Source organism: Cupriavidus agavae, assembly GCF_004217045.1.
GTDB lineage: Bacteria > Pseudomonadota > Gammaproteobacteria > Burkholderiales > Burkholderiaceae > Cupriavidus > Cupriavidus agavae.
This window is the reverse complement of the sequence record NZ_SGXM01000002.1, coordinates 209414-236062: the sequence shown is the minus strand read 5'-3', so window position 1 is coordinate 236062 and position 26649 is coordinate 209414. Positions and strand designations below refer to the sequence as shown.

Here is a 26649-nt window from a genome sequence, read left to right as displayed (position 1 = left end):
TTACTGTTTCTCGAAACCGGTCTTGCTGGCAACCTTACCCCAGAATGCCGTGCGCTCGCCCATCTCCTTGCGGAATGCGGTGGCGTCCCAGTAGCCGGCGTCGGCGCCGATGCCCTGCGCGTAGTTGCGCATGTCAGGCGTGGCCATGGCGGTGGAGACTTCCTTCTGGATGCGCGCCAGCACGTCAGGCGGCGTGCCCTTGGGCGCCCACAGGCCGGTGAAGTTGGTCACGCCGTAGTCGCGCACGCCGGCCTCGGCGAACGTGGGGACGGTGGGCAGCGCCGGCAGGCGCTTGTCGCCGCTGACGGCCAGCACGCGCAGCTTGTTGCCCTGTACCTGGCCGATCACGCCCGAGATCGAGGCCATCTGGAAGTCCACGGTGCCGCCCAGCAACGCCACGGTGGCCTCGCCAGCGCCCTTGAACGGCACGTGCATGAAGTGCGCGCCCGTGGCGATGCCCAGGGCCTCGCTGGCAAAATGCGGCGTCGAGCCCGGCCCTCCCGAGCCGTAGCTGACCTTGTCCTCGGCGGCCCTGGCGGCGGCCAGCAGGTCGTTCAGCGTCTTGTACCGGCTCTCGGCCTTGACCACCACGCCCATCGGCGCGAATACATAGGCACAGACCGGCTGCAGGTCCTGCGCGTAGTCGAACGGCAGCTTGCGGAAGATGTGGGGCAGCAGCGCGTAGGTGGTGTCGTTGGCCAGCAGCGTGTAGCCGTCCGGCGCGGAGCGGGCCACCTGCTGCGAGCCGATCGTGCCCGTGGCGCCGGCCTTGTTCTCGACGAAGAAGCTCTGGCTGGTCTGTTCGGTCAGGCGCTGGGCCATCTTGCGCGTGACCGCGTCCACCGCGCCGCCCGGGGGGTAGGGGACGATGATCTTCACGGGCTTGGCCGGCCAGGTTTCGGCATGGGCGCCGAAGGAGAGAATGGCGAGCGCCGCCAGCGCCAGCCAACGGCGCTGCGTGACCCAGGTTTGCTTGGTTGTCATCGTGTGTCTCCTGCTCATGTATCGGCTTTTGTCCCGGCCGGTGTCTTACTGCTTTGCGAGTTCGGGCTGACGGGCGCGCGCCAGCGCGGCCACGACATTCCTGGCGGCGGCAATGCCCATGTTCACGTAGGCCGCGCTGGTCACGCCGCCGATATGCGGGCTCAGGATAATCCCGGGCTGCCCGTGGAAGATATGGGGGGCCGCCATCGGCTCCACGGCGAAGCTGTCGAGCCCCGCGGCGCCCACCTGTCCGGAGCGGATCGCGTCGAGCAGCGCCGGTTCGTCGACCAGGCCGCCGCGTGCCGTGTTGACGAGGATGACGCCGGGCTTGCAGCGCGCCAGCACCTCGGTGTTCAGCAGCTTGCGGTTGTCGTCGGTCAGCGGGCAGTGCAGCGAGATCACGTCCGCCTGAGCCCAGACGGTGTCCAGATCCACCGCGTCGATGTATTCCGGCAGGTTTCCGGCATACGGGTCGAAACCGATCACGCGCATGTCCATGGCGTGGCAGATCCGGGCCAGGCGCAGGCCGATGGTGCCGAGCCCGACCAGCCCCACGGTGCGGCCGCTCAGTTCCACGCTCTTGTGCGTGGCCTTGTCCCAGTGTCCGGCGTGCATGCGCGCGTCGAGCGGCACGATGGATTTGGCGCACGCCAGCATCAGCGCCAGCGCGTGCTCGGCCACGGCCGCCGCGTTGGCGCCGATGGCTGCCAGTACCTCGATATTGCGGGCGGCGGCGGCCGGCTTGTCGATGGTGTCGGTGCCGCTGCCGTGCTTGGCGATCACGCGCAGCGACGGGGCGGCGTCCATGACCTCGGCCGGCACGCTGCCGTAGCGCACGATGATGCCCACCGGGTCGTGCTCGCGGGCCAGCGCAGTCAGGTCTTCGGGCCGGGGCGTCTTGCCGGCGTAGACGATCGAGAAGTCGCGCAGGATCTGCAGCGCTTCAGGTGCCAGGTCGGCGCCGGTGACAAGAATGGCGGGCCGCTTGCTCACAGCGTTTCTCCCTGCTTCAGTACCCCGGCGGTGACCAGCGAGGCCAGCAGCCACGGCGCCTGGGTGTTGCCCTCCTGGATCTGGGCAATGCGCTTGGCTTCCGCAGCTTCCTTGTGCTCGGCGGCGGCCAGCAGCGATTCGATCTTGTCGCGCTCCACCACCACCACGCCGTCGGCGTCGCCGCAGACATAGTCGCCCGGATAGACCGTCACGCCGCCCACGCAGACCGGATGGCCGAGCCGGCCGCCCACTTCCTTGGTCGGGCCGTTCGGATTGGTGCCCACGGAGAACACCGGAAAGCCCATTTCCTCCAGTTCGAGGCTGTCGCGCACGGCGCCGTCGATCACCACCCCGGCCAGCCCGCGCTGCCGCGCCGCGTTCATCATGATGGTGCCCATCAGCGCCGAAGTCTGGTCGCCCTTGCCATCGATCACCAGCACGTCGCCCGGCTGGGCCAGTGCCAGCGCGGCGTGGATCATCAGGTTGTCGCCGGGGCGCACCTCCACGGTAAAGGCCGTGCCGGCCACTTTCATATTGGGGCGCAGCGCCCGGATGCGGCCGTGCAGTGCGCCACGGCGGCCCGCCACGTCGGCCAGGATGGCCGGCTGGAACCTGGCGGCCTGGGCCACGATGGCGGGTGCAACGCGCTCGAACGATGGATTGATGTTGGGCAGGGCCATGGCTTGTCTCCGGAAAACGTAGGAATAACTTTGAATTTGGAAGGGGGTAGGGCTCAGTCCAGCTTGGTGCCGGACTCCTTGACGATGGCGGCCCAGCGGGTGATGTCCTGGCGGATGCGCGCGCCAAACGCTTCGGGCGTACCGCCCAGCACCACGGCGCCCTGGTCACTGAGTTTCTTCGCGAGGTCCGGGGTCTGGAGCGCCTTGTTGAACTCGGCATTCAGCCGGGCGATGACGTCCTTGGGCGTCGCGGCCGGCGCCACGAAGCCGAACCACGTGGCGGCCTCGAAGCCGGGGTAGCCGGACTCGGCGATGGTCGGGACCTGCGGCAGGTCATCGACGCGCCGGGCCGAGGTCACCGCCAGCGCGCGGACCTTGTTGTTGCGGATATGGGCCAGCAGCGTCGGCACCGACGAGAAGTAGAGGTCCACTTGTCCGCCAATCAGGTCGTTGACCGCCTGCGCGGTGCCCTTGTACGGGACATGGGTGAACTTCACGCCGGCGGTCTTCTGCAGCAGTTCGCCCGAAAGGTGGGCCACCGTGCCATTGCCTGGCGAGGCGATATTGAGCTTGCCCGGCTTGGCCTTGCCGGCCTGGACCAGGTCCGCCACGGTCTTGTAGGGCGAGTTGACCGGCGTCGCCAGCACCAGCGGCGCGCTGGCCACAAGGCTGATCGGCGCCAGATCCTTGAGCGGGTCGTAGGGCAGGTGGCTGAACAGCGTGGGATTGATCGCCAGGTTGCTGGTCTGGCCCAGCACGATGGTGTAGCCGTCGGCGGGCGCCTTGGCGGCAGCGTCCACGCCGAGGTTGCCGCCCGAACCGGGCTTGTTGTCGACCACGAACGTCCAGCCGGTGGCCATCGCCACCTTGTTGGTGACCTCGCGGGCAATGATGTCGGTGCCGCCGCCGGCCGGGAACGGCACGATCACGCGGATCGGCTTCGAGGGGTATGCCGGGGCCGCATGGGCGCCGGTAGCAACGGTGGCAACTGGGAGCACGGCGGCGATGCCGAGGGCGAGGGTGAACAGGTTGCGGCGAACCGAGCGGATGGCGCTCATGACTGTGTCTCCGAATATCGTTGTGTTGTGAGACAGATTGTTGTTGAGCGTTTCACCGCATACAATACCGTTTCGCACGACGAAACATGTTCCGCGCCATGAACCAGAATAGTGATGAATTTGCCGCTTCAAGTGCCGAGTCAGGCAGCGGCGTGACAGCCGTCACCCGGGCACTGCGCGTGCTCGAAGCGTTCGGCGTCAACGATCCACAGCTGTCGCTGGCCGAACTGAGCCGCCGGACCGGCATCCACAAGACCACCGTGTTGCGGCTGGCCCGCACGCTGGCGGCGGACAACTACCTGGTGCAGAAAGAGGATGGCAACTGGCGGCTGGGGCGCGCCGCCGGGTGGCTCGGTGCCTGTTACCAGGCCACGTTCAACGTGCAGGAGGTAGTGGAGCCGGTCTTGCGCGAGCTGACGATCGCCACCGGTGAAAGCGCCTCGTTCTACGTGCGCGAGGGGCAGCAGCGGACCTGTCTCGTGCGGGTGGAGGGGCCGCAGGCGATCCGCCACCACGTGCGGATTGGCGCGGCGCTGCCGCTCGACAGCGGCTCGCCGGGGCGGGTCATCCTGGCGTTCTCCGGAGAATCGGGCGAGCTTTACGAGTCGATCCGCCGGCGCGGCTTCCACCTGTCGCTCGGCGAGCGCGAGCCGGAGGTGTCGAGCGTGTCGGCGCCGGTGTTCGGCCTGCACTGGCGGCTGCTGGGCTCGATGTGCATATCGGGTCCGACCGCCCGGCTCGACGAAGCCCGCCTGCTCGATCTGGCGCAAACCGTGGTCGATGCGGCCAACCGGCTCTCGTACGCGATGGCCGGCAGCCAGCGGCCCCCGATGGCTGTCGAGAAGCCCTCGACCTGGCACCCGTGACCGCTCCCGGCCGGCAATGAAAAAAGGGCCGCGCAAGGCGGCCCCAGTGCTACAGGTTGCGGCAGGCGCCGCGTTTGTCTTACTTGTTCGGCTTCGCGGCCGGGCCTGCCGGCAGCGGCTCCACGCCGTCGCGCTTCACGTACGTGACCGACGTCACGTAGCTGACCGCCGTGAATTTCTCCACGCCGTTCGCGCCCTGGCGCTCGCCCGGGTTCGGGTCGTTGTGCGCAACCTCCGCCACGTACATGCCCTTCCATGGCATGTCGAACGTGACCACGCCCTGCTCGTCGGCATGCGCCTCCTTGGCCCAGCCCGATTGCGTCACCAGTGCCACCTTGGCCTTGTGCAGCGGCTTGCCCTGGAAGAACACCTTGAACTGGCCCGGCGTGCCAGCCGGCACGAGGTCCAGCGCCAGCTTGGGCTGCTGCGGGGCGAAATCCGACACCCAGCGCGCGGCCGGGTAGTAACGGTTGGTGACTTCCTTGTCGCCACGCTTGAACGTGGAGAGCGGATAGCGGGGGTCTTCCGCCACGATCGCGTCGCGTTCGCCGGCCGTGAACGGCAGCGTGTAGCCCGTGGCGGTCTTGACGCCGGCACCGGTCTTCTCGCCGCTGGCGGAGATCAGCGTGGCCGTGGGCGCGCCGAACTTGTCGAGCAGGCCCGGCGAAACCTCGCGCAGGTTCTCGCCGTACTCGCCGAAGCGCAGCACGGCGCCCTGGCCGGCCGGCTGTTCGATCCAGACCTGGTGGGCTTGCGCCGTGGCAGCCAGGCCGAGCAGGGCGCCGGCGAACGCGGCGGACTTGACGGAAGATTTCATGACAGTCTCAGGGTAAGGGTGGATCAGAAGTCGAATTGCGCGGACAGCAGCACCGTGCGGGGTGCCGCAACAGTAGCGTAAGTCCCGCTCACGAGCCAGTAGTTCGAACCAAACAGGTTCTCGATATTGGCACGGAAAACGACAGATTTGCCCATAACCTTGGTGCGATAGCGGGCACCGATGTCATAGCGCGTCCAGCTCGGCATGCTCAGCGTGTTCGCGGCGTTGAAGTAGACCGACGAGGTATGGATGATCCGCCCGTTCAGGCTCAGGCCCGGCACCCACGGCATGTCCCAGTCCGCGCCAAGGTTGAAGGCGTAGTCGGGCACGCCGTTGGCGTCCTTGCCGTCGTTCACGCCGCCGGCCGTCTTCTTGAGCTTGGCGTCGTAGAACGTGGCGCTGGCCATCATGCGCAGGCCCCGCGCCACCTCGCCATAGGCCGACAGCTCCACGCCCCGGTTGCGCTGCTCGCCATCGAAGCTGTAGGTGTTGGTGGCCGGATCGGTCACGGCACCCGGGCGTTCGAGCTGGAACACCGAGACCTGCGTCATGACCTTGCCCCAGTCGGCCTTGACCCCGGCCTCGTACTGGTTGCTCTTGTACGGCGCGAACACCTGGCCGGCGTTGGCGGTGCCAACCGGCGCGACGCCGCCCCGCGACAGGCCCGAGGTGAAGTTGCCGTAGACCGAGACGTTCTGCAGCGGCTTGACCACGATGCCGGCCACCGGCGACACGGCGCTCTGGTCGTACGCGCCGGTCTGGGCGCCCGTGGCGGTGCTGTAGTTGTCGAGCACCACGCGCTGGTGGCGGAAACCCCCGGTCAGCAGCAGGCGGTCGTCGAGCATCGACAGCGTGTCGGTCAGCGTGAAGCTGGTCTGGGCCGATTCGGACTGGCGGGCGGAATCGAGGCGCGTGCCGACCACGGGCACCAGCGGCGTCGGGTTGTAGATGCTCGACGGCAGGCCGGCCGCCGTCGACGGCGTGTAGGCGCTGCCGGTTTCCTGCTCCAGCCGCGTGAAACTGGCCGTGACCAGGTGGCCGATGCCGAAGGTATTGAAGTTGGCGCGCGCGCCCACATCGGCGGTCCAGGTCTTGCTGTACGAGTCGTAGTACGAGTTCGACGGCGTGAACGCGCCCTGCGCGTTGGCAAAGCCCAGCGGGAAGGTCTGGTAGGCCGAGCCCTCGCGGTAGCCGCCGGCCGCGTAGACGGTCAGGTTTGGCGAGAGGTCGTATTCGAGGCGCGACATGACAGCCGTGTCATGCAGCCACAGTTCCGTGCCCGGGTAGAAATTGCGGTGTGCCGAGGGCGCCGACGGCATCGACGTCACGCCGGCCAGGAAGCCCACCTGCGGACGGAAGTTGTCGGTGCCTTCGTGCTGGGTGTAGGTGTCCAGCGTCCAGCGCAGCTTCTTGCCGCGATAGTCGAGCGCCAGGGCGCCCACGCCGAGCTTCTGGCGGCCATCGTCGATGGTGGTGTCGCCGCCCTTGAACACGCCGTTCACGCGCACGCCCCACTCCTTGTTCTCGCCGAAGCGGCGGCCCACGTCGGCCTGCACGCCGAACAGCGACTTGCTCTCGTAGGTGGTGGTCAGGCGCGTCAGCGGCTCGTTCTCGGCGCGCTTGGTCACCACGTTGATGGCGCCGCCGATGCTGCCGTTCGGGCCGATGCCGTACATCAGCGTGCCCGGCCCCTTGAGCACCTCCACGCGCTCCATGATCGCCGCCGGCAGCCGGCTCGACGAGGCCATGCCGTACAGGCCATTGACGCCTACGTCGCCGCTGGACACGGTGTAGCCACGGATCTGGAAGTCCTCGCCGAAGCCGCCGCGCGAGGTCAGCACGCGTACCGATGAGTCGTTGATGACCACGTCGGCCAGTGTCTTGGCCTGCGTATTGTCGAGGAATTCGGCCGTGTAGTTGGTGGTGCTGAACGGCTGGTCCAGCACGTTGGCCGTGCCGAGCACGCCCAGGCCGCCGCCGCGCGCCACCTGGCCGCCGGCGTAGGCGGGGGGCAGGCTGTCTCCCGCCGCCGTGACCGTCACGGCTGGCAGCATCGCGCCGCCCTCGGCCGTGCCGCTGCTGACCGGGCCATTGATCAGGTAGCTGCCGTTCGGCTGCCGGGTGACTTCCAGCCCGGTATTGGCCAGCAGCGTGTCGAGTCCACCGCGTGCGGTGTAGGTGCCGTCCAGGCCCGCACTGCGCTTGCCCGCGGTGATTTCGGGCTTGAACGACAGCATGATGCCGGCGTCACGGCCAAAGCGGCTCAGCGTGTCTTCGAGCGAGCCGGCGGGGATGCTGTAGCTGCGCGCGGCCTGGGCGTGCGCGGCCAGCGGCAGCGCACCGAGCGGGGCGGCGACGATGGCGCCGAGCGCGACGCGGCCCACCAGCGATGCCAGCAGCTTGCGGCGGAAAACAGGAATTGCTTGACGCTTGCGCGCCTGGACCGGACCCATGATCTGACCTTTTGAATGGAAGGGAATGAATGTGCTTACCCTCCCTGACACGCGAGATCGGAAAACAGATCAGCCTTCCCGAAAAAAGTTGGGCTAGGGGCCCGCGCTCAGCTTCGGCGCCCGGGCAGCAGGCGGATCTGGTCCTGGCCCCAGAGCCGGGTCACCGTCTCCTTCTGCAGGAACAGCGTGGTGGCGAGGGTCTCCAGCACCTTGCCGGGATCATCGAGCGGGAAGGAACCCGAGACGCGCAGGCCGGCAATCGACGGCTCGCACGACAATGCGGCCGGGCTGTAGCGTCGCAGTTCGGCCAGAAAATCATCGAGCCGCATGCTGCGCGCCACGATGAAGCCCTCGGCCCAGGCCACGCGTGACGACTCGGCGGGCACCGGCGGTTCGATCGCGAGCCGGTTGTAGCGGGTGCAGGCCCCGGCCGGCAACACGAGCGTGTTGCCGGTGCCGTCGCGGGGACGGACCTCGACGGCGCCGGCGAAGACGCAGACCTCGGTGGCGCTGTCCCCCTCGCGTACCGAGTAGCGTGTGCCAAGCGCGCGGGCCGTGCCCTGGGCGGTTTCCACCAGGAACGGCCGCGCCGCGGCTTGCGGGTCTTTGGCCGTGGTCACCAGGATCTCGCCGGCCAGCAGCCGGACGCGCCGTTCGGCGCCGTCGAAGGCGATGTTGACCGCGCTGTCGGTGTTCAGCAACAGCTCGGTGCCATCGGACAGCATCACGGTACGGCGCTCGCCCACGGCCGTGCGGTGGTCGGCGGTCCACTGGCGCCACGGCGAATACTCGCGCGCCGCCATCGTCAGTCCCGCCGCGAATCCGAACGTGACCAGTGCCTTGAGGACTTGGCGGCGCGGCGGACGGGGCGGGGCGGCGGGCACGCTGGCCAGCGCGGTGCGGGCGATATCGGCTGCGACCGGGGAGGCCAGCGGCTGCAACCGGCCGCGCACCGATTCAATCCGCTGCCAGGCGCGCTCGTGGTCGGGATGTTCGGTGCGCCAGCGCTGCCACGCCTCGGTGACTTGCGGCGAGGCGCCGGTGTCCTGCAGTTCCACGAGCCATTCGAGTGCACGTTCGGCCACGTTGGGCGGGATCGTCGCGGCTTCCGTGGTGGCGCGATACCAGGAGGAGGTTGGCACGCTGGGTCAGGCCACGAAGGAGAGATCGGCGAAATAGCACTGTTGCAGGCCCTTGACCACGTAGCGCTTGACGGTCGGCACTGACACGCCCAGCGCCTCGGCCACCTGCGCGTGGGTCTGTCCGTCGAGTTGGGTCAGCAGGAACGCCTCGCGCACGGCAGGCGGCAGGCCGTCGAGCAACTGGTCGAGCTCCAGCAGGGTTTCCAGCAGGATCGCGCGGTCCTCGGGCGAGAGTTCGAACTGGTACGGCGCCTGGGCCAGCGCTTCGAGGTAGGCGGTTTCAAGCTGTTCGCGACGCCAGTGGTTGGATACCAGGTTGCGGGCCACCGTGGTGAGGTAGGCGCGCGGCTCGTCGAACTGTGCGGGGACGCGCTCGCTGTTGAGCAGGCGTACAAACGTATCGTGGGCGAGATCGGCCGCCTGCTCGGCACTGCCCAGCCGGCGCTGCAGCCAGCGCTTGAGCCATGCATGGTGGTCGCAGTAGAGCGATTCGATCGAGGAGGGAAATATGGCGCCCGGCGTACTCATGGATCTGACCCGTCATCGGTGACTACAAGCTTCCCGTGAGCAGATCCCGGCTAGCCGTGCAGTGGTATCCATCTGGATAAATGAGAACGGTTATTAATAACAGGGCGCCCGGCCGGTGTCAATTTGCGGGCAGGGCCGCCGCGCCGGGACGTTGCGCCCGCAACACAGGCAAGCCGCCCTGCGCGAAGTGTGACGAAATCTGCATGGTCCGGAGCTTTGATGATTTTTATCGTCCATATTCTCGATTACTCCGTATATTCCCGGCTTTCTGACAGGATTGTAATCAAATAATCTAGAGAAAACCCTGAAGGCGGTTATTTTCGCCAATATTCCGGCGCAAGTTCGGCTATAAATACGGCACGTGTTGCGAACTGGTGTCACGCTCCACGCCTCTGCCCGCTTGTGCTAGCCTGCGGGCTTTTTTTTGCCTGCAAATTACGCATTTGATAATCCATCATTCCAGATTCTTTTAAATCCAAGCATTGATTCGTCATCGGAATGAGTGGATGACGACCCGAATGGTGAAAACCCTGCCGTGCATTTACCTTGACTCTGCTGGCATATCACATACCTTATATCCAGTTCCTCGCCGCATTACGTCCGGATTACAAGGGAACATCACGTTGAAGATTACAGAATTGTCATTCATTCAGCGGATTCTAGAATAGGAGACTTTTCAGATGGTTAAAGAATAAGACCGGTTCCCCCATTATCTCCGGCAGGCGCCAGCCCTTGCCGACACTAGCCAGGCCGTTCGCCATCATGGTGCGCGGCGCATGGATCTTCACCCCATACCCCCAAATGAAGCCCGATAAGAACTAGAAACAGGAGACACGAAATGCTTGCGAAGATTTTCGAAAGCGGATGCCGGTTACCAATGCGTCGACGCATATCCCGTGAATATGTTCACCCATCGATCAAAGGGAGCGCACTATGACTCAGGCATCAACGGGGACCCTGCGCCCCAATAAGGAAATTTCCGAAAGCACGCGCTGGAAACAGCTGCTGGTGGGCGTGGTCTGCATGATCGCCACGGCCAATATCCAGTACGCGTGGACCCTGTTCGTTCCCGAGATCCAGGACGAGTTCGGCTGGTCGCGCGCCAATATCCAGATTGCCTTCACCATTTTCGTGCTGGTGCAGACCTGGCTGGCGCCGATCGAGGGGTATTTCATCGATAAATTCGGGCCACGCCTGATGGTGGCGTTTGGCGCGCTGTTTATTGGTGCCGCGTGGGTGATCAATTCGCAAGCCACGACGCTGATGGGCTTCTATTTCGGCGCCTGCGTGGGCGGTCTCGGGGTGGGTTCGATCTACGCCACCTGTATCAACAACGCGATCAAGTGGTTCCCGGACCGTCGCGGCCTGGCAGTGGGCCTGACGGCCGGCGGCTACGGCGCGGGCTCGGCGGCCACGATCCTGCCGATCGCGGCGATGATCGAGTCGCAGGGCTTCCAGCACACGTTCCTGTTCTTCGGCCTGCTGCAAGGGTCGCTGGCGTTCGTGGCGGCCTGGTTCCTGCGCGCGCCGCAGCACAGTGGCGAAGTCAAGGCGTCGACCAAGATCTACCAGTCCACGCGTGACTTCACGCTCAAGGAGGCCCTCAGCACCAAGCTGTTCTGGCTGATGATGGTCATGTTCGTGCTGGTGGTGACCGGCGGGATGATGGCCGTGGCCCAGCTCGGCGTGATTGCCAAGGATCTCGGCGTCAAGGACTTCAAGGTCGACCTGCACTTCTTCGTGATGGCCGCGCTGCCCCTGGCGCTGATGCTGGACCGCGTGATGAACGGGATCTCGCGCCCGCTCTTCGGGTGGATCTCGGATCACATCGGCCGCGAGAAGACGATGGTGATCGCATTCACGCTCGAAGGGATCGGGATTATCGCGCTGGGCTACTTCGGCAGTAACCCGTACGCCTTCCTGTTGCTGTCCGGCCTGGTGTTCCTGGCATGGGGCGAGGTCTACTCGCTGTTCTCGGCCCTGGCCGGCGACGCCTTCGGCACCAAGCACATCGGCAAGATCTACGGCGTGCTGTACACGGCGAAGGGGATTGGCGCGCTGTTCGTGCCGATCGGCAACCTGCTCATGGAAGCCACGGGCACGTGGTCGACCGTGCTCTACACGGTGGCGACGATGGACCTGATCGCGGCGTTCCTGGCCTTCACCGTGCTCAGGCCGGTGTTCGCGGGACACGTGGCGGAGTCGAAACGGCAGTTCACGGAAGAGCAGCGCGGGGCGACTCAGGTTCCGGCCTGACGCGTCAATCCGGTTCTTCAGGTGTTCCTTGCTCCCGCGTGCGGGAGCAAGGCGGGGGTGAGGCGGGGGTGAGGGCGGGGCGCTCAAGATGCCAGCGTGGCAATCTCGACTGCTTTCCCCTCACCCCCAGTCTCTTTGCCGCCCGGCGGGAGAGAGGAGCCGGCCGGCGCCCCGCCCGGCCGGCGTCCCATCGTCAGCCTCCGATACCTCCCCAGTGCCCACAGCGGAAAGTACGCGGTATAGCCGTGGTACTTCAGGTGGAAAATGCGCGGAAAGCCGGGTGCGTTGTGGAACGGATGCATCCAGAATCCATCGGCCTGCTGCGTGCGGATCAGGTAATCCACGCCGCGCCGCACCGAGTCGGAATCGGCTTCGCCCAGCGCCAACTGTCCCAGCAGGCCCCAGGCGGTCTGGTCGGACTGGCTGCCGAATGCGTGGGTGCCGGCCAGCGCCGGATCAATATAGCTGTCATTGGTCTCGCCCCAGCCGCCGTCGGCGTTCTGCTTGCCGCGCAGCCAGGATACGGCACGCCGCACCATCGGCTGCTGGCGGTCCACGCCAGCCAGCGCCAGCCCGGCCAGCACGCTCCACGTCCCATAGATATAGTTGGTGCCCCAGCGGCCCCACCAGCTGCCATCGCGCTGCTGGGTGCGGCGCAGGTAGTCGATGCAGCGTTCGCGCACGGACAGGTCCTGCGGCCGGTTGGTCACGCCCAGCGCCAGCAGCACCCGGCCCGAGACATCCTCGGTAGGCGGGTCGAGCAGGGCGCCGTGGTCGGCAAACGGAATCGCGTTCAGGTAGCCCCGGTCGCAATCGGCGTCGAAGGCGCCAAAGCCGCCGTTCTTCGATTGCAGTCCGATCGACCAGTCCATGGCGCGGTCCACGTGCGGCCTGAAGCGCGCTTCCTGCCCGGTGCGCCGGCCGTGGGCGTGCAGCATGGCCAGCACCACGGCCGTGTCGTCGATGTCGGGGTAATAGGGGTTCGCATACTGGAACGCCCAGCCGCCGGGCCTGGTGCCGGGCACGGCGTTCTGCTCCCAGTCGCCGGACTGGTCGAGCACCTGGCGCTCGGCCAGCCAGTCGTAGGCACGGGCGATGGCCGATGCGGAGCGCTCGCTGGCCGGCGCCTGTTCCAGCGCCATCAGGCTCCACGCGGTATCCCAGACCGGCGAAAGGCACGGCTGGCAGTAGGCGCTGCCGTCCGGCCGCTCGACGATCAGCTTCTTCAGGGCCCGCTGGCAGTCGAGGCGCATCGGATGGTCGGCGGGGTAGCCCAGCAGCACCATCATTTCGTAGCTGTAGACCATCGGCGGGAAAATGCCGCCGAAGCCGTCTTCGCCGTTCATGCGCTCTTCGCTCCACTTCACGGCGCGGGCGATGGCCTTGCGGCGCAGTGCCGGCGGAATCAGCGGTTCGAACGGGCGCACCAGCCGGTCCAGCACCAGGAACACGTCCTTGAGTCCGCCCTTGCGCGGGAAGTAGTTGCGCTCCAGCTCGGGCGGCGTGACGAACAGCTCCTGCACGTGGATGCCGAGCGGATTCTTCGCCCTGGCCTTCAAGGCGCATAGCACCAGCAGCGGCACCATGGTCGTACGTGCCCAGTACGCCACCTTGTCCATGTGGATCGGCGCCCAGCGTGGGAACAGCACGAACTCGACCGGCATGAACGGCGTGGCACGCCATGGCACTTCGCCGAACGTGGCCAGCAGGATGCGCGTGAAGACGTTCGACTTTGCCGCGCCGCCGCGCTGGAGGATGACCTCGCGGGCGCGCACCATGTGCGGCGCGTCGGGCGAGTCACCGGCAGCCTTGAGCGCAAAGTACGCCTTGACGCTGGCAGACATGTCCACGTCGCCGCCGAGATAGAGATCCCAGGCGCCGTGGCCGTCCAGCCGCTGCGTGGCGCGCAGGTAGCGGGCCATGCGCGCCTGCAGCGCGGTGTCGATCTCGTCGACGAAATGCATCATCAGGATGTATTCGGCCGTGATGGTGGCATCGGATTCGAGCTCGAAGCACCAGTGGCCGTCGGGATGTTGCTGTGCCAGCAGCGCGTCGCGCGCGCGGGTCAGTGCGGCGTCGAGATCCGACGCCGGAAAGGCTTGTGCGGTCATGCTTGTTCGGGGAACTCCGGGTGCATCAGCAGCACCATTGCGGTCCGCCAGAGTTGGCGCTCGCGGGTTTCGGACGAACCGGCGGCCGGGGCCCGCTGGGGGCGGCGGTGGGCTTCACTCATGGCGGCGGAAGATACCATTCCGACGCATCCTTGGCAATCCGGGGGCGCTGGCCGGACTGTTCGCCAATCGGGACGGGGTTACCGGCCGGGCGTTTCGCGCTGCGCCGCCAGCGCCGCCACGTGCGCTGCCAGCCGCGCGATGCCGGCTTCGGACAGGTCATTGGCCGGCACCGCCACACGGTTGTCCCAGGCGTGGAAATGCTTGCGCTGCGAACGCTCGTACGACGGGTCGTAGTGGCGCAGCGCCAGTTCGGTGAACAGGGCGGGCAGGTCACGCGCATGGGCCAGCGCCTGCCATTCGGCGATGGTCTTGCGGCCGAGCAGCGGGGTCAGGCGTCCCAATTGGGTGGCAAGCCAGTCAGGGCGGTCGCCGAGGTAGGCGTAATCCTGCAGCAGATAGGCGAGCCGCGCCGGCCAGGCGGCCTGGATTTCCATGCACGGGCTGGCGCGCATGCGTGCCACCAGCGGCACCGGCAGGTTCAATTGGCCGATCCGGGCACCTTCGCCTTCCACGAACACCGGCCGCGTCAGGTCGAACGTGTCGATGCGGTCCGCCAGCGCCGTTTCGAAGGCGGTCTGCGACGGCTGGGCGATATCGGGCAGTGCGCCCAGCAGCGAACCCTTGTGGCGCGCCATGCCTTCGATGTCGAGCACCTGCTCGCCCAGCGCCGCCAGCGCCTGCAGCAGGCGGGTCTTGGCGCTGCCGGTGGCGCCGCAGATCATGACCAGCGCCAGTTGGGGCACTTGTGACTCGAAGGTGTCCAGTACATGGCGGCGCCACGACTTGTAGCCGCCGGCCAGTTGCTGGGCGTCCCAGCCCACCATGCGCAGCCAGGTGGTCATCGATCCGCTGCGCAGGCCGCCGCGCCAGCAATAGACCAGCGGGCGCCAGTTGGCGGGGCGTTCGGCAAACGCGCCCTGCAGATGGCGCGCCAGGTTGGCGGCTACCATGGCGCCGCCCACGCGGCGGGCCTCGAACGGGCCGGACTGTTTGTAGAGCGTGCCAACAATGCGGCGCTCCTCGTTGTCGAGCACCGGGCAGTTGATGGCGCCGGGCATATGGTCGAGTTCGAATTCGGCGGGCGACCGCGCATCGACGATCGTGTCAAAGGCGTGGCGATCTCCCACGCGTGCAAACGGCTTCATACGGTAACGGTGAGCCCCGGCGCGCCGGCCTCCATGCGGCCGACCACGCTGGCCTGGCCGAAGCCCTCGTTGCGGAAAATGGCCATGACCTGTTCCACCGCGCCGGGCGCGCAACTGACCAGCAGGCCGCCGCTGGTCTGCGGGTCGGTAACCAGCGCCTGGGCAATGTCGGGCAGGCCGGCGTCGAGCTGCACCTCGGCGCCGTAGCCTTCCCAGTTGCGCCGCGAGGCCCCCGTGACATGGCCCTGTGCCGCCAGCGCCGCCACCTCGGGCAGCAGCGGCAGGCGTGGCCATTCGAGCACGGCACGCAGGCCGGCGCCACGCGCCAGTTCCAGCGTATGGCCGGCCACGCCGAAGCCGGTGACATCGGTCAGGGCATGGACGCCGTCGAGTTCGGCCAGCGCCACGCCGGGCGTGTTGAGCCGCGTGGTGGTGTCGATCATCCGTGCGTAGCCGGCATCGCCAAGCAAGCCCTTCTTGAGCGCGGCGGACAGCACGCCCACGCCCAGCGGCTTGCCGAGCACGAGCACGTCGCCGGCGCGCGCATCGCGGTTGCGCCGGATACGCGAGGGGTGCGCCAGGCCCATCACCACCAGCCCGTAGATCGGCTCGACCGAATCTATCGTGTGGCCGCCGGCAATCGGTATCCCGGCTGCCCGGCACACGGCCTGGCCGCCTTCGAGCACGCGGCCGATGACGTCCAGCGGCAACTGGTTGACCGGCATCGCTACCAGCGCCAGCGCCATGATCGGCCTGCCGCCCATGGCGTAGACGTCGCTGATGGCGTTGGTGGCGGCAATGCGGCCGAAGTCGAACGGATCGTCGACGATCGGCATGAAGAAATCGGTTGTGGCGATCAGCGCCTGGTCGTCGTTGAGCTGGTAGACGGCGGCGTCGTCGGAAGTCTCGATGCCGACCAGCAGCTCGGACGGGATCGGCAGGCCCGTGCTGCCGCGCAGGATTTCGGTCAGCACGCCGGGCGCGATCTTGCAGCCGCAGCCGCCGCCATGGGAAAAACTCGTCAGCCGCACCGGCGCGGCGGCGCCGGATGTCGTGGTCAGTTGGCTCATGGTCGGCGGGGCCCGGACGGGCGCGGTGGCAGATAAGCGCGTACTTTACACCGCTGCCGGACCTACCTCAGCCAAGCGGCACAAAGCGCAGCCGCTCGTCCTCCAGCCTGCCGTGGAACATTTCGGCCGGACGCGCCCAGCCGCCGGTTTCGTGGGGCCAGAGGTGAACGTATACCGTCAGCACGTCACCGGTTTCGCTGTGTTTCGATTCGAAGAGTCGCCGGTAGAGGCCGCCTTTGTAGTGGCGATGCGTGGCGAGCTGCAGCGCTTCGGCTTCGGTGGTGACTTTGTATTGCGGCTCGGTTTGCTGGGTAAAGGCGGTGACGAGGTCGAAGGCGTCGCGGATGGCGGCGAGGGTGGGCTGTTGCATGGGGGGACCTTGGCGGAATGCTGAGGTCCGAATTCTACTGCTGGTTTGCAATCTGCTACCCCGCCACCACCCTTCTCGCAAACCTTTCCAGATAGTCCATCAGCTGATCCGCCCCGCGCGCCGCGTCGGCCTCGTTGCCGGATGCAATGGCCTGCGCCATCACCAGATGCGCCTGGGCGCCCTCGGCAATCTCGCCCTCGTGCTGGTAGGCGTACCAGAAGCGCCGGCACTGCACGATCAGCGGCACCACGGCCTTCACGGCGGAGCGGTTGCGGCAGGCGGCGTGGTTGATATGGTCGAGCGCCTGGTCGGCGGCCATGTATTCGTCGAGGTTGCCGCGCTGGGCCGCCTTGACCATCTTCTGGGCGCTGGCCAGCAGCGCCTTGCGCTGGACGTCGGTGGCGCGGCGGGCGGCGTGGGTCGCAATCAGCCGTTCGAGCACACGCCGCGTGGCGATGACGTCCAGGTGGTCCATGACGTCGATGGTCGAAACCATCAGGCCGCGGCGCGGCTGCTGGACCACGAGCCCGATCGACACCATGCGCATCAGCGCCTCGCGTACCGGCGTGCGGCCGAGTTCGGTCAGTTCGGCCAGTTCGGCCTCCACGACCGGGCTGCCCGGGGCGATCTCCAGCTTGGAGATCAGGGTCTCGATCTTGTCGTAGGCAACGTCTGCGGCGCGCCGCTTGCCGATGTCGGCGGCGGGCGCGCCATTGCCGGGAGTCTTGGGTGTAGGCATCTCGTACAGGAAAGCCGCGTGGCGCACGCGTGGCGGGCGCACCGCCCCGTCGGGCGGCGCTGACATTATGCCGTAGCGCGCGGCGCCACCACGGACGGGCTCAGAGCGTGGCGCCGATCTTGCGCAGTTCGGGAATGGCCGGGGCCTTGGCCACCCACATGGCATCGAATTTCTGGATCGCGGGCTGCGGATCGTAGTTCGACGCGCTCTTGAAGGTCACCGACGACTGCTTGAGCTTCTCGATCAGGCCGGCCTCGGTGGTCACGATGTCGTTGATCTGGTTGTTCAGGGCCTGCGTCACCAGCGCGCGCACGAGATCCTTGTCCCGGGCGTCGAGCGTGGCCCAGATGCGTCCCGACACCAGCGGCGCGAACGGCATGAACAGCGCGTTCATCGGCAGCAGCGATTTCGAGATCTTGTCGTAGCGCTGGTTCCAGGACAGTTCGATGTCGGCCTCCAGGCCATCCACCTGGCCGTTGGTCATGGCGTCGAAGACCGCTGGCGTGGGAATCGGCGTCGGCGCGGCGCCCAGCATCGAGTAGAAATCGCGGTAAACCGGCGTCGGGTTGATCCGCAGCTTCATGCCCTTGAGGTCGTCCGGCGTGTTGATGTCGCGCGTGGCAAACACCACGCGCATGCCCGTGATGCCCCAGCCCAGGCCGATGGTGCCCGTCTCGCGCGGCAGCGCATCGAGCAGCTTCAGGGCCGCCGGTGTGCGCACCAGCCTGGCCACGCTGCCCGTGGAGCGCACCAGGTAAGGCGCGTTGATGGCGGCCACGCTGGACACACGCGAGCCAAGCTCGGCGGCCTGGATCCAGCCCATGTCGAGCGCGCCGGACTGGAGCTGCTGCATCATCGCGGCTTCGTTGCCGAGCTGGCCCGAGTGGAACACCGTGGCGCTGAGGCGGCCCTGGGTCTCTTTCTTCAGCGATTCGCCGAACGCCACGGCGGCACGGTTCCACGAGTGCCCGGCCGGCGTGATCAGGCCCAGGCGGAACTCCTTCTGCGTGGCGGCGCGCGTGGTGGATGTGATCACCATGGGTGCGGCGGCCGTGGCCACGGCGGCGGTCTGGAGGAAACGGCGGCGGGTGAAGAGGGCGGTCATGGCAGGCTCCTGGGCTTTCGGTTCGACGGGGGGATGCGGCGAAGGGTTGAAGGTGGACGGACTCAGTTCAGCAGTCCGATGGAAAGGCTGGGGAACAGCGACAGCAGTACCAGGCCGACGCACGAAATCACGAAAAACGGCATCGTGATCATGAACATCTTGCCGGGCTTGGCGCCGGTGACGGCGGAGGCAACGAAGAAACTGAGGCCCACGGGCGGCGACATCAGCCCGAGCACCAGGTTGATGACGATCACCACCCCGAAATGGCGCGGGTCGATGTGGTAGACCTCGGTGGCCACCGGCAGCAGGATCGGCACGGTCATGATCAGGCCCGGAATGCCGTCGATCACGGTGCCGATGATCAGCAGGATCACGTTGGCCAGCAGCAGGAACTGGACCGGGTTGTGCGCCACCGTCTGGATCCACGCCGCCACCATCTGCGGGATCTTCCCGTAGATCAGCAGCCACGAGAACACGGCGGCGGCGGCCACCAGGAACAGCACGATGGCCGAGTAGATGGCCGAGCGCAGCAGGATGGCCGGTAGCGTGCGGAAGTCGAACTCCTTCGTCACGTAGCGGCCCACCAGCGCGGCGGCCACGGCGCCCACGGCGGCGGCTTCGGTCGGGTTGGCCACGCCGCCGAGGATGGAACCGACGATCACGATCGGGATCAGCAGCGTGGGGCTGGCCGTCAGCACGGTCATGGCCCGCTCGCGCAGGCTCTTGCGGGCGCTGCGCGGGTAGTTGTAGAACAGGCCCATGATGGCGATGATCACGAAGAACAGCACGGTCAGCAGCACGCCGGGCAGGATGCCGGCGATCAGCATGTCGCCCACGGCCACCTGCGCCAGCACGCTGTAGACCACGAACATCACCGATGGCGGGATGATCGGGCCCAGCATGCCGCCGTAGACGGTCAGGCCGGCGGCGAAGGTCTTGTCGTAGCCCTGTTTCTCCATCTCGGGCACCATGACCTGCGCCATGATTGCCACCTGCGCCGTGGCCGAGCCGATGATCGACGACACCAGCATGTTGGCCAGGATGTTCACGTAGGCCAGCCCGCCCTTGACCGAGCCGACGAAGGCCATCGACAGGTCCACCAGCCGGCGCGTGATGCCGCCGCTGTTCATGATCTCGCCGATCAGGATGAACAGCGGGATGGCGATCAGGCCGTAGCTGTCCACGCCCGCGAACATCTGTGTGGGGAATGACTGCAGCAGCACGGTATCGCCGGTGGCGAAGATGAAGGCCAGCCCGGACAGGCACAGGCAGATGCCGATCGGCACGCCGGCCAGCAGCACGGCGCAGAAGAAGAGGGTGGTCACCATGTCAGTTCACCGCGTCGGAGTTGCCGACCTGGAATTCGGGGAAGGTGCGGCGCGGCGCCAGCTCCAGGTCTTCGAGCAGGTTGGCCAGCGCGTGCAGGCTGATGGTCAGCGCGCACAGCGGCATGATCAACTGCAGCACCCATACCGGCCATTCCAGCGTCTGCGTGTGTTCGGTGTAGAGGAAGTTGAAGGTCTCGGCCGCGAACTCCTTCGCGTCGAAGTGGTAGCGCGCGATGCCCAGCGGGTCCATCCAGAGCCAGCACATCCAGGCAAGCGCCAGCCCGAACACGAGCACGCCGCCCGTGGAGAGCACCTTGGCGGCTTTGGCCGCCTTCGGGCCGAGGTGGTCGGTCAGCAGGCCCACGGCGAAGTCGAGCCGCAGCCGCGTCATGACCGAGGCGCCCACGAACGTGAGCCACACCACCGCGTAGACCGAGGCCTCGTCCACCCAGTAGAGCGGCAGCCCCGCGTAACGCGTGACCACGTTCAGCAGGATCAGCACCACGAGCAGCGTCATCAGTCCGCCCAACAGATAGCGCTCCACGGCCAGCACGCCGTCCGACAGCGCGAGCAGGCAGCGCACGGGCAGGGCTACCGGCGGGCTGGCGGGTGCTTCGGCATCCGCTGTGAGGGAGGGGTCGGGCATTGCGGGAGGCTCCATGTCGGTGGCCGCCGGGCGCCCCCCGCCATGTGCCGGTGCAGGGATGCGCGGCAGCGGGGCATGGGCGGGCGATTGGCGGATATTTCAAATATATTTGCGAGGACTGCAGCAAGTTGGGTGCCAGTGGCCGTGTGGACGGCCACCGGGCCACCGGCCCGGCTTGCGGGCGCTCAGGGCACCGACTGGTACTGCGTGGGGCGCGTCTCCAGCGCCTGGCGCACCACGCGCTCGACAAACGCGCGCTCCTCGCCCACCAGCGGCAGGCGCGGGCGGCGCATGTGCTCCGTGCCCACGCCGACCAGCGCATCGATCAGCTTCAGGTTCTGCACGAGCTTGTTGGAGACATCGAGATGGAGCATCGGTGTCATCCACTGGTAGAGCTTGAGTGCCTTGCCGAATTCACCGGCCTTCATCAGATCGAACAGGGCCACGGTCTCGCGCGGGAAAGCGCAGCCCACGCCCGCCAGCAGGCCATCGCAGCCGAGCGCCAGCCCTTCGTAGGCCAGGTCGTCCACGCCCATGAAGATCTGGTAGCGGTCGCCCACGGTGTTGCGCAGGTCGGTCACGCGGCGGATGTCGCCGGTGCTCTCCTTGACGGCCGCCAGCCACTTGCAGTCGGCCAGTTCGGCCATGTGCTCGGGCTTCAGGTCCACGCGGTACGCCACCGGGTTGTTGTAGACCATGACCGGCTGCTGGGCGGCCTCGGCCATGGCGCGCACGTTCTGCATCGCCTCGCGCGCATCGGCGACGTAGATCACGGACGGCATCACCATGAAACCGGCCACGCCCAGCTTGTTGGCGCCATCGATATAGCGCAGCGCGTCGCGCGTGCTGGTCTCGGACACGTTGGCCAGCACCGGAATGCGGCCGTCGGCGGCTTCCAGCGCGATCCGGGCCACGTCGAGTTTTTCTTCCGGCGAGAGCGTGCTGGCCTCGCCCAGCGAGCCGCAGGTCACCAAGCCATGGATGCCATTGCGGATCTGGAAGTCAATGTGACGCATGGTGCCTTCGGCGTCGATGCGCTCGTCGGCATGGAACTTGGTGGTGATGGCCGGGAAGATGCCGGTCCAGCGGGGATTGCTCATGAAAACTCCTCGGGTGAAAACACAGGGGAACGCGTCGCAAATATCCTGTAAATATATTTAGGATATCTTGCGAGAAAGTTCTAGCAAGAGCAATGCCAGTGAAATCCCTGATTGGCGGGATGGGGGAAGGGTGGTCGAGCGCGACGCCGGTGCGCGTCTTGCACCGCACCGGCGAACGCGGCACCGAAGCCGTGCCGGACTAGCGCCCGGCCCAGAACCGCTGCTGGAGCCCGGCGATCTCGGCTTCCATCTCTGGTACCGGCCCGATCAGTTCAACCGGCTTCTGGCAGTGATCGAACACATAGCGCGAAGGCACGCTCATGGTCGGATTCTCGGCGTGGCTGCCCGTGACCTGCAGCAGCGCATGTTCGGTCATGCCGAACACCACCCGGCCGATATTGGCCCAGTACGCCGTGCCGGCGCACATGCAGCAGGGCTCCACGGTCGTGTACAGCGTACAGCCCCACAGGTACTCCGGCGTGAAGTTGGTCGCGGCCACCCGCGCCAGCGTGGATTCGGCGTGATTGACCGTGTCGATGTTGCACTGTTCCAGCAGCACGGTTTCCTGGTCTGGACCGACCAGGATGGCGCCGAACGGGTGGTGACCCAGGCCGATGGCTCGTTCGGCCACGGCCTGCGCGCGGCGCAGGTGCCGGCGGATCTGGTCGGCGGAGGGGGGCAGGCCCTGGGCGGGCAGCGTGGAATCGGTCATGGTGGTCGTCCTCGGATGGGGCAGCGGAAAGGGCTGGAGGTCAGCACGCATCGTGCCAGATGGCAGGAAAGCTCTGCGGTGCCACGGCGCATGGCATCATGCGCGATCCCATCTTCCCCTATTCATCATGAAATCCGCCCTGATCGTCATCGATGTCCAGCAAGGCCTCTGCGAAGGCGAACACGCCGGGGTGGGCTGGCAGGAAATGGTCGGGCGTATCAACGGGGTGGCTGCCCGGGCCCGGGCGGCTGGAATGCCGGTGATCTTCGTCCAGCATGAATCGGCGTCTGATTTCCTGAAATTCGGATCGCCGCGGTGGCAATTGGCGCCGGGGCTGGCGGCGCAGGCATCCGATCTGCGCGTGCGCAAGACCACGCCCGACTCGTTCCATAACACCGAGCTGGCGGCCCGGCTGGAGCAGCACGGGATAGAGGAACTGGTGATCTGCGGCATGCAGAGCCAGTTCTGCGTGGATACCACCACGCGGCGCGCGCTGGCGCTCGGTTATCCGGTGACGCTGGTGGAGGACGGCCACACCACGGTGGCCGGCGATGACCTGAGCGCGGCGCAGATCGTCCGCCATCACAACCAGACGCTCGCCGGGATCGTCAGTTTTGGCCCGCGTGTCACGCTCAAGCCGGCCGCCGCTGTGTTTGCCGGCGGCGCCTGACCGGTATGACCCGCTTATTCCGCCTTGATGCCCGCGCGCTGTGCCACGGCGCGCATCTTCGGCAGTTCGGATTCGATTTGCGCCTGCGCCTGTGCCGGCGTGCCGTAGCGCGGCTCGAAGCCGGCGTCTTCCAGTTGCTTGCGCGTCGACGGGTCGGCCAACGTGTCGCTGAACGCCTTGGTGAGCTTCTGGCGCACATCGTCGGGCAGGCCGCGCGGAGCGGCGAGGATCGACCAGGCGTCGATGTCAACGCCGGGGATGCCGGCTTCGGCAGCGGTCGGCACGTTCGGCAGTTGCGCCGAACGGCGTGCCGTGGTGACCGCCAGCGCCTGGATCTTGCCGGCCTTGATCTGGGGCGCCACGGCCGTCACTGTGTCGATGGCCAGCGGAATCTGTCCGCCGAGCAGGTCGTTCATCGCCGGTGCGCTGCCTTTGTACGGCACGTGCACCAGCTTCACACCGGCGCTGTTCCAGAGCAATTCACCAGCGAAATGCGCCGTGCTGCCTTGCCCGAACGAGCCGTAGCTGTACTTGCCCGGCTCTGCCTTGGCCTTGGCGACGAGGTCGCGCAGGTTGTGGATGCCAGCCTTCGGATTGGCAACCAGCACCAGCGGCAGGCGCGTGGCGAAGCCGATCGGCTCGAAGCTCTTGATGGGATCGTAGGGCAGGTTCGACTGCAGCGCCGGGTTGATCGTGAAGGTGGTGGTGCCGGCGGTCAGCAGCAGCGTGTAGCCATCCGGCGCCGCCTTGGCGACGTATGCCGCGCCGATCACGGTGCCGGCGCCCGCGCGGTTCTCGACGACCACCGGCTGGCCCAGGCGGTCGCCCAGCTGCTTGCCGAGCAGGCGCGCCAGCACATCGGTGGCGCCGCCGGGCGGGTAGGGGGCGACAAGACGGATCGGCCGGGAGGGGTAGGTCTCGGCAGCCGCGCCGCCGGAAACGGTGACGCCGAGCGCCAGGGAGAGCAGGGTACTGCGCAGAACGAAGCGGGAAGACATGGGGACGACCGTACTGAGAGGCCGTGCAGGTTACCCCGACTCGCGCCAGGGTCAAACGACCGATCCGCAATATGGATATAACGGCAGTCCGGTCGCCCCGTCAGTTCCCAAACGCTTCACCCGAACACCACCAGCGGCACCCCCGCATGCACCGGCGAGGGCAGCACGCTGGCCGGCATGCCGTAGACCCGGGCCAGATTCTCGGGCGTCAGCACGTCGGCCGGCGCGCCGTAGGCGGCGGTACGGCCCTCGGCCAGCAGCAGGAGGCGGTCGCACCAGCGCGCGGCCAGGTTCACGTCATGGAGCACGACGAGTACGGCCAGCCCATCGGTGCGGCTCAGCGTCTTCACGGCATCGAGCAGCAGCAACTGGTGCCGGGGATCGAGGCTGGAGATCGGCTCGTCGAGCAGCAGCGCGCGATAGGCGCCAACGTCGCGGCAGGCCAGCACCTGTACCAGCGTGCGGGCAAACTGCACGCGCTGCTGTTCGCCGCCTGACAGGCTCTGGTAGTCGCGCGTGGCCAGCGCCAGCACATCGGCCAGCCCCAGTGCGCGGCGGATCAGCGCATCGAGCGCCGGACGGCCGAGCTCCGGGAACGGATAGGCGCCCATGGTGACCACCTCGGTCACATCGAGATCGAAACCGAGACCTGGCGATTGCGGCAGCACGGCGCGCGTACGGGCCAGATCGGCCACGTGCCAGTCCTGCAACGGCCGCCCGCCGAGCGAGAGCGCGGCATCGTCGGCCGGAATTTCCCCGGCGAAGGTGCCGAGCAGCGTGCTCTTGCCGGCCCCGTTGGCACCCAGCACGCCGAGCACCTCACCGGCCGGCAGTTGCAGGTCGATGCCGGACAGCACCTCGCGCCGCCCGCGTTTGCAACGTAGATTGTCTGCGCGCAGCATGTCAGCGTCCTTTCCGTATCAGCATCCAGAGCAGGAATGGCCCGCCCACGAGGCTGGTCACGATGCCGATCGGCAGTTCGGCCGGCACGACCACGGTGCGCGACAGCCAGTCGGCCAGCGTCATGGCGATGGCGCCACCGGCCAGCGTGTTTGGCAGCAGCCAGCGATGGTCGGCGCCCAGCGGCATGCGCACCAGGTGCGGCACCACCAGCCCGACGAAGGAAATCGTGCCGGTCACGGCGACGATCGGCCCCACCAGCAACGCGGTCAGGACGATCAGCCGGCGGCGCAGCCGTTTCAGGTTGAAACCCAGATGCTGCGCCTCGCGCTCGCCGAGCAGCAGCGCGTTCATGGCGCGCCAGTCGCGCAGCAGCAGTGCACACAGCACGGTGACCAGCGGTACCAGCCACGCCAGCATCGACCACGTGGCGCCGGCCAGGCTGCCCATGTTCCAGAACGTGAGGTTGCGCAACTGTACGTCGCTGGCCTGGTAGGTAAAGAAACCGACGATGGCCGCGCAGATCGCATTGATGGCGATGCCGGCCAGCAGCAGGTTGGCGGCGCCGCCCCGGCGCGAGCCCAGGCGGTAGGCGAAGGCGGTGGCGACGAGGCTGCCGACGAATGCCGCCGGCGCTACGCCGGCCAGCCCTTCGGCGCCCAACACGATGGCCGCCACGGCACCGGCCGCGCCGCCGAGCGAAATGCCGATCAGGCCCGGTTCTGCCAGCGGGTTGCGGAACAATGCCTGCATGACGGCGCCAGACAGCGCCAGCGCGGCGCCCACGGTCACCGCCAGCACGATGCGCGGCAGCCGTACTTCGATCAGCACGTTGCGCCACATGGCGTCCTCGCCATCGACGGAGGCCGACCAGAGCAGCGGCAGCAACTTGCCATGCGGAATGGACAGCGCGCCGCTGGCCGCCGCCCACAGGGCGGTGAAGACCAGCATCGCGCACAGGGCGGTGAAGACGCCCAGCCGGTGCGCCCGCATCAGCGCGCCGCCGTCTGCGGCATGGCCAGGCCGGTCTGCAGCAGGCGCAGCGCTTCGGGCAGGCGGGGGCCGAAGCCGAGCAGCAGCAGGTCGTCCATCACCACGATGCGCTTGTTGCGCGCGGCAGGGGTGGCGTTGATGCCGGGCTGGGCGAGGAATGCGGCCGCGCTGCCGCTGGCGCCGACCGACATCGTCGTGGTGACGATGACATCGGGCTTCAGCGCGGCGGCCGCCTCGGCCGAGAATGGCTTGAAGCCGGTCTGGTTGCCGAGCACGTTGGTTGCGCCGGCCAGCCGGAGCATGGCGTTGCCGGCGGTGTCGCTGCCCACGGCCTGCATCTTGCCGGTGTGGCTGCTGACCATCAGCACGCGCACCGGGGCGGTCACGGGCTTGATCTCGCGCAGTTCGGCATGGAGCTTGTCTACCAGGGCGCGGCCCCGCTCGGGCACGTCGAGCGCGGCGGCGGTGCCGAGGATGCGCTGGTCCAGCGCTTCGAGCGTGGGTTCGGATGGCAGCGTCACCACCTTGCTGCCGAGCTTCCTGACCTGTTCCAGCGCCTGCGGCGGGCCGCTCTGGTCAGAGGCCAGCACGAGGTCGGGCTTCAGGCTGGCGATGCCCTCGACCGAGAACGAGCGGTAGTAACCGACCTTCGGCAGCCTGGCGGCCGATGCCGGGTAGATGCTCGACGAATCGGCGCCCACCAGGGTCTGGCCGGCGTCGAGCGCATAGACGATTTCGGTGACCGCACCACCCAGCCCGACAACGCGGGCAGGCGGCGCGGCCTGGGCAATACCTGCCGCGCACAGCAGGGACAACAGCGCAGGGCGCAGCAGTTTCATCTTGCTTCCTTGGTTCCTTGGTT

At 67.3% G+C, this 26649-nt stretch carries 25 protein-coding genes; 3 read left to right on the top strand and 22 right to left on the bottom strand.

The genetic code is table 11. The features are described 5' to 3' along the window. Genes EV147_RS12120 through EV147_RS12105 form a run of 4 tightly spaced genes read right to left on the bottom strand, consistent with a single transcriptional unit; the run spans window position 1 to window position 3715 of the window. The gene (locus tag EV147_RS12120) at window positions 1-984 is read right to left on the bottom strand and encodes a Bug family tripartite tricarboxylate transporter substrate binding protein (RefSeq protein WP_130391435.1); all 984 of its coding nucleotides are present in this window, start codon (window positions 982-984) and stop codon (window positions 1-3) included. A 45-nt stretch (window positions 985-1029) separates the two neighbouring features. Further along, window positions 1030-1977: a hydroxyacid dehydrogenase gene (locus EV147_RS12115; protein WP_130391434.1), complete on the bottom strand. Its 948-nt coding sequence runs from the start codon at window positions 1975-1977 to the stop codon at window positions 1030-1032. Then, window positions 1974-2657, bottom strand: coding sequence for an RraA family protein (locus tag EV147_RS12110; RefSeq protein ID WP_130391433.1), 684 nt, complete (start codon window positions 2655-2657; stop codon window positions 1974-1976). Before EV147_RS12110 ends, EV147_RS12115 begins: the two co-directional genes overlap by 4 nt. Before the next feature lie 53 nt (window positions 2658-2710). Beyond that, window positions 2711-3715, bottom strand: a complete 1005-nt coding sequence (locus EV147_RS12105) for a Bug family tripartite tricarboxylate transporter substrate binding protein (RefSeq protein ID WP_130391432.1) — start codon at window positions 3713-3715, stop codon at window positions 2711-2713. 98 nt (window positions 3716-3813) lie between these two features. On the opposite strand from EV147_RS12105, the gene EV147_RS12100 reads away from it, so the two are divergent. Beyond that, a complete protein-coding gene (locus EV147_RS12100) occupies window positions 3814-4581 on the top strand; it encodes an IclR family transcriptional regulator (protein ID WP_130391431.1) in 768 nt (255 codons plus the stop codon). A 79-nt stretch (window positions 4582-4660) separates the two neighbouring features. On the opposite strand, the gene EV147_RS12095 is transcribed toward EV147_RS12100, so the two are convergent. The 4 genes from EV147_RS12095 to EV147_RS12080 form a co-directional block, all read right to left on the bottom strand. Next, the gene (locus tag EV147_RS12095; protein WP_130391430.1) at window positions 4661-5398 is read right to left on the bottom strand and encodes a DUF4198 domain-containing protein; all 738 of its coding nucleotides are present in this window, start codon (window positions 5396-5398) and stop codon (window positions 4661-4663) included. 23 nt (window positions 5399-5421) lie between these two features. Next, window positions 5422-7851, bottom strand: a complete 2430-nt coding sequence (locus EV147_RS12090; RefSeq protein WP_130391429.1) for a TonB-dependent receptor — start codon at window positions 7849-7851, stop codon at window positions 5422-5424. A gap of 107 nt (window positions 7852-7958) precedes the next feature. Continuing rightward, a complete protein-coding gene (locus EV147_RS12085; RefSeq protein ID WP_130391428.1) occupies window positions 7959-8993 on the bottom strand; it encodes a FecR domain-containing protein in 1035 nt (344 codons plus the stop codon). 6 nt (window positions 8994-8999) lie between these two features. Next, the gene (locus EV147_RS12080; RefSeq protein ID WP_198680229.1) at window positions 9000-9521 is read right to left on the bottom strand and encodes a sigma-70 family RNA polymerase sigma factor; all 522 of its coding nucleotides are present in this window, start codon (window positions 9519-9521) and stop codon (window positions 9000-9002) included. Between the two features lie 933 nt (window positions 9522-10454). Between EV147_RS12080 and oxlT the strand changes: the two genes are divergently transcribed. After that, on the top strand, window positions 10455-11777 hold the full coding sequence (gene oxlT, locus EV147_RS12075; RefSeq protein WP_130391427.1) for an oxalate/formate MFS antiporter: 1323 nt from the start codon (window positions 10455-10457) through the stop codon (window positions 11775-11777). A gap of 83 nt (window positions 11778-11860) precedes the next feature. Here the strand turns inward: oxlT and shc are convergent, their stop codons facing one another. The 10 genes from shc to EV147_RS12025 all read right to left on the bottom strand — a co-directional run bounded on the left by shc (window position 11861) and on the right by EV147_RS12025 (window position 22226). Beyond that, window positions 11861-13888, bottom strand: coding sequence for a squalene--hopene cyclase (shc, locus tag EV147_RS12070; protein ID WP_130391426.1), 2028 nt, complete (start codon window positions 13886-13888; stop codon window positions 11861-11863). A 200-nt stretch (window positions 13889-14088) separates the two neighbouring features. Continuing rightward, the gene (gene mnmH, locus EV147_RS12065) at window positions 14089-15156 is read right to left on the bottom strand and encodes a tRNA 2-selenouridine(34) synthase MnmH (RefSeq protein WP_130391425.1); all 1068 of its coding nucleotides are present in this window, start codon (window positions 15154-15156) and stop codon (window positions 14089-14091) included. Further along, entirely contained in the window at window positions 15153-16226 is a 1074-nt protein-coding gene (gene selD, locus EV147_RS12060) for a selenide, water dikinase SelD (RefSeq protein ID WP_130391424.1), read from the bottom strand. Before selD ends, mnmH begins: the two co-directional genes overlap by 4 nt. Window positions 16227-16293: 67 nt before the next feature. Then, complete coding sequence (locus EV147_RS12055; RefSeq protein ID WP_235844736.1) at window positions 16294-16491, bottom strand: DUF1653 domain-containing protein; 198 nt, start codon at window positions 16489-16491, stop codon at window positions 16294-16296. Window positions 16492-16651: 160 nt separating this feature from the next. Further along, window positions 16652-17335, bottom strand: a complete 684-nt coding sequence (locus EV147_RS12050) for a GntR family transcriptional regulator (RefSeq protein WP_130391766.1) — start codon at window positions 17333-17335, stop codon at window positions 16652-16654. Between the two features lie 100 nt (window positions 17336-17435). Continuing rightward, a complete protein-coding gene (locus EV147_RS12045) occupies window positions 17436-18440 on the bottom strand; it encodes a TRAP transporter substrate-binding protein (RefSeq protein WP_130391422.1) in 1005 nt (334 codons plus the stop codon). Between the two features lie 62 nt (window positions 18441-18502). Continuing rightward, window positions 18503-19768 (bottom strand): TRAP transporter large permease, encoded by a 1266-nt coding sequence (locus EV147_RS12040; RefSeq protein ID WP_130391421.1) that lies wholly within the window; start codon window positions 19766-19768, stop codon window positions 18503-18505. Between the two features lies 1 nt (window position 19769). Beyond that, on the bottom strand, window positions 19770-20414 hold the full coding sequence (locus EV147_RS12035) for a TRAP transporter small permease (RefSeq protein ID WP_130391420.1): 645 nt from the start codon (window positions 20412-20414) through the stop codon (window positions 19770-19772). A gap of 185 nt (window positions 20415-20599) precedes the next feature. After that, a complete protein-coding gene (locus EV147_RS12030) occupies window positions 20600-21514 on the bottom strand; it encodes a dihydrodipicolinate synthase family protein (protein WP_130391419.1) in 915 nt (304 codons plus the stop codon). A gap of 199 nt (window positions 21515-21713) precedes the next feature. Beyond that, window positions 21714-22226: a nucleoside deaminase gene (locus tag EV147_RS12025; RefSeq protein WP_130391418.1), complete on the bottom strand. Its 513-nt coding sequence runs from the start codon at window positions 22224-22226 to the stop codon at window positions 21714-21716. Between EV147_RS12025 and EV147_RS12020 the strand changes: the two genes are divergently transcribed. Further along, on the top strand, window positions 22225-22896 hold the full coding sequence (locus EV147_RS12020; RefSeq protein ID WP_328591115.1) for a cysteine hydrolase family protein: 672 nt from the start codon (window positions 22225-22227) through the stop codon (window positions 22894-22896). The genes EV147_RS12025 and EV147_RS12020 overlap by 2 nt on opposite strands. Window positions 22897-22910: 14 nt before the next feature. On the opposite strand, the gene EV147_RS12015 is transcribed toward EV147_RS12020, so the two are convergent. The 4 genes from EV147_RS12015 to EV147_RS12000 all read right to left on the bottom strand — a co-directional run bounded on the left by EV147_RS12015 (window position 22911) and on the right by EV147_RS12000 (window position 26626). Continuing rightward, the gene (locus EV147_RS12015; RefSeq protein WP_130391417.1) at window positions 22911-23894 is read right to left on the bottom strand and encodes a Bug family tripartite tricarboxylate transporter substrate binding protein; all 984 of its coding nucleotides are present in this window, start codon (window positions 23892-23894) and stop codon (window positions 22911-22913) included. A gap of 116 nt (window positions 23895-24010) precedes the next feature. Then, complete coding sequence (locus tag EV147_RS12010) at window positions 24011-24796, bottom strand: heme ABC transporter ATP-binding protein (protein ID WP_130391416.1); 786 nt, start codon at window positions 24794-24796, stop codon at window positions 24011-24013. Between the two features lies 1 nt (window position 24797). Then, the gene (locus EV147_RS12005; RefSeq protein ID WP_130391415.1) at window positions 24798-25787 is read right to left on the bottom strand and encodes a FecCD family ABC transporter permease; all 990 of its coding nucleotides are present in this window, start codon (window positions 25785-25787) and stop codon (window positions 24798-24800) included. Then, window positions 25787-26626, bottom strand: a complete 840-nt coding sequence (locus tag EV147_RS12000) for a heme/hemin ABC transporter substrate-binding protein (protein WP_130391414.1) — start codon at window positions 26624-26626, stop codon at window positions 25787-25789. Before EV147_RS12000 ends, EV147_RS12005 begins: the two co-directional genes overlap by 1 nt. Window positions 26627-26649 lie beyond the last annotated feature (23 nt).